The sequence below is a fragment of the Robertmurraya dakarensis genome (assembly GCF_900156875.1).
GTDB classification, from domain to species: Bacteria; Bacillota; Bacilli; order Bacillales; family Cytobacillaceae; genus Robertmurraya; species Robertmurraya dakarensis.
The window spans coordinates 1-2,787 of sequence record NZ_LT707407.1 but is presented as its reverse complement, the minus strand read 5'-3'; the positions used below and the strand labels follow the sequence as shown (position 1 = coordinate 2,787).

Here is a 2,787-nt window from a genome sequence, read left to right as displayed (position 1 = left end):
CCTTATTATGGTTGTTTTACAAATAATTTGTTTTATATTGTTTTAATTGTTTTAATTGTTTTCAGTCTTAAAAAAAGCAGTAATAGCAAGCGTTTGAGGCTCCTAACTATAACATTTTTGGGTCTAACTATAACATTTTTGGGCTTAACTATAACATTTTTGGGTCTAACTATAACATTTTTGGGTGCTTAACTATAACATTTTTGGGTCTAACTATAACATTTTTGGGCTTAACTATAACATTTTTGGGTCTAACTATAACGTTTTTTTATTTTGTTATAATTAAAAAAAGCTAAACATAACAAAAAAAACTTTCGTTATAGTTAGGGGTTTGTCATAATTGTTTTTGGAGAAAGGAGTAGTCTAGTGTTAGATATGGAAATGACTGAAACAAATTTAAATAATCTTGTTACAAAATCAAACAAGCTTATCGAAGCAAATTATAAGCTTGGAGTTGTTGAGCAGAAGATTATTCTTTACTTAGCTAGTAATATTCAACCTAATGATTCTGACTTTAAAACCTATACCTTGCCAATTAAAGAATTTACTAATTTATTAGGTCTTAAAGGTCACCCCAAATATAAAGAATTAAGACAAATTACAAAGGAATTAATGCAAAAGGTATTTGAAATCAGGATTAATAAAAAAGTGGTTCAAGTTTCTTGGTTAAGTTTTGTAGCCTATAATGAAACTGAAGGAACTATAGATCTGAGATTTGATCCTTTTTTAAGACCTTATTTACTTCAATTAAAAAAGGAATTTACTAGTTATAAGCTAGAGAACGTTGTGAAATTAAAGAGTTCTTATTCGATTCGAATTTACGAGCTTTTAAAACAGTACGAAAAATTTCATGAAAGAACTTTTCTCCTTCAAGATTTAAAAAGCATGCTTGGAGCTGAAGGAATTTACCCTGCATACGGAAATTTTAAGCAGCGTGTATTATTACCAGCTCAAAAAGAATTGAATAAAAAAACTGATATTTCATTTGAAATTGAGGAGATAAAGGTAGGTAGAAGGGTAAGAAAGGTTTGTTTTCGGATAACTTCAAGAAAGAAGAATACGGATAAACCACTAACCTATATTGAAGAGAATTTTAGAGAGGGTTCCACAAAGACTAATTCTTTTTCAATTTATGCAAAAAAACTAGCCTTGAACATGGGATTTCAGTTGACCGATGAAATATTGGCTAAGTGGGAAAAGTATGGAGGGGATAGGATAATTACTCTTTTAGAGAAAATACAAGGGCGACATGATATAGATAATCCTATCGGATACATAACTTCGATTTTAAAATATAATGTTAAGAATACTGAGTTAGAATCCTCGACTAAAGAGCAGCCTATATTAGAACATTTAATCTCAACCTTTCGTAAATCAAAAGAGAAATTGCCATATTGGTTTATACAAGAAAAAGCGATTGAAGAGATTCAACAGCAGTTTCAGATGAATTTCCAAGAGGCTCAAGTTCAATTTGAGAAAATAAAGGTTCCGTTGTGTGAATATCTAAATATCAAGGATTCAAGAGTGGAAAGACTAAATGAAGATGATGAGAAAAAGAAAAAAGAACTAGAAGAGAGATTAAAGAAATATAAAGTAGATGATAATATTTTTGGAGCTTAAATAAAAAAAGGAATGAACAATATTGTTCATTCCTTTTTTTATACTATATAAACATTAGTTACCCTTGACAACGCAACCTACTGTATCACGTTTTTGATAAAAGCGTCGTTAATAATTTCATCTAATTTAGATCGATGTAACTGAGACTTTACATATCTTTTTGTGACGTTAATGTCTTTATGCCCAGCAAGTCTTGAAACAATCCCTAAATCCACATGGGAATCGACAAGTGTTTGACAAAAGGTATGGCGCAATTTATTTGGATTAACATCATACTTTTTAAGCATATATTGAACAGCCCTCTCTGTGATAGGACTTCCTAATTTCGTAATAAATAAAGCCTCTTCTTGATGCGATTGAAGATAATTTTCTAAATGAACACGAGCGTCATAAGAAAGAGGAATAGTTCGTGTCTCGTCGTTCCTAGGAATTGTTAATTCATTTTTTGAAAAATTAATATGAGAACGAGTTAATCTACATAATTCAGAAACACGAATCCCTGTGTGTAATAGAGTATAAACTATAGCAATATCTCTAAGATTTCCATCTTCTTTGACTTGATGGAGCAGCACCGTATATTCTTCACAAGATAGTGTTTCAATATCTTCTTTTTTTTCAACGGGTCTGAGTTTGATACCAAAAATCAGCTCAGGCTTTTTTAAGAATTTAGCAAATGTACGAATTGCTCCCATTGTTTTATCAATGGTTACCGTGCTTTTCTGTTGCCGTTCTAAAAACATGATATAATCTTGAATATCATTCTTATTTAAATCAGATATATCACATTGGTTCTCTTGAAGCCACTCTTGAAATTTTTCAAGTTCACGTTTATACGTTGTAATAGTACTAGGAGATTTCTGTTGTTCTTTTAGCCATTGGCAAAAGTTAAGAATCAGCGGAGTAGCTTCAGTAGAATTTTTTTTCAATTTAAAATCCTCCTAATTCTTCATTTACTACTTTTAGTATATCTTATATACAACATAGAAGTAAACTTCTGCGAATAAAATCAACAAAAAAAGCATCCATAATGGATGCTTTTTTTGCCTGGCGACGTCCTACTCTCACAAGGGGACAGCCCCTAACTACCATCGGCGCTGAGAAGCTTAACTTCCGTGTTCGGTATGGGAACGGGTGTGACCTTCTCGCCATCGTCACCAGACTATTTGG

2 protein-coding genes and 1 rRNA gene are annotated in these 2,787 nt (G+C 31.5%); 1 reads left to right on the top strand and 2 read right to left on the bottom strand.

Annotated features, from left to right (window positions below; translation table 11 throughout):
- Positions 1 to 375 precede the first annotated feature (375 nt).
- On the top strand, positions 376 to 1,620 hold the full coding sequence (locus CZ487_RS00770) for a replication initiation protein (protein WP_237562779.1): 1,245 nt from the start codon (positions 376 to 378) through the stop codon (positions 1,618 to 1,620).
- A 77-nt stretch (positions 1,621 to 1,697) separates the two neighbouring features.
- Here CZ487_RS00770 and CZ487_RS00765 read toward each other — a convergent pair whose 3' ends face one another.
- Together CZ487_RS00765 and rrf are read right to left on the bottom strand one after the other, a co-directional pair.
- Positions 1,698 to 2,546, bottom strand: coding sequence for a tyrosine-type recombinase/integrase (locus CZ487_RS00765; RefSeq protein ID WP_077210444.1), 849 nt, complete (start codon positions 2,544 to 2,546; stop codon positions 1,698 to 1,700).
- Between the two features lie 116 nt (positions 2,547 to 2,662).
- Positions 2,663 to 2,779 (bottom strand): 5S ribosomal RNA (gene rrf, locus CZ487_RS00760).
- Positions 2,780 to 2,787 lie beyond the last annotated feature (8 nt).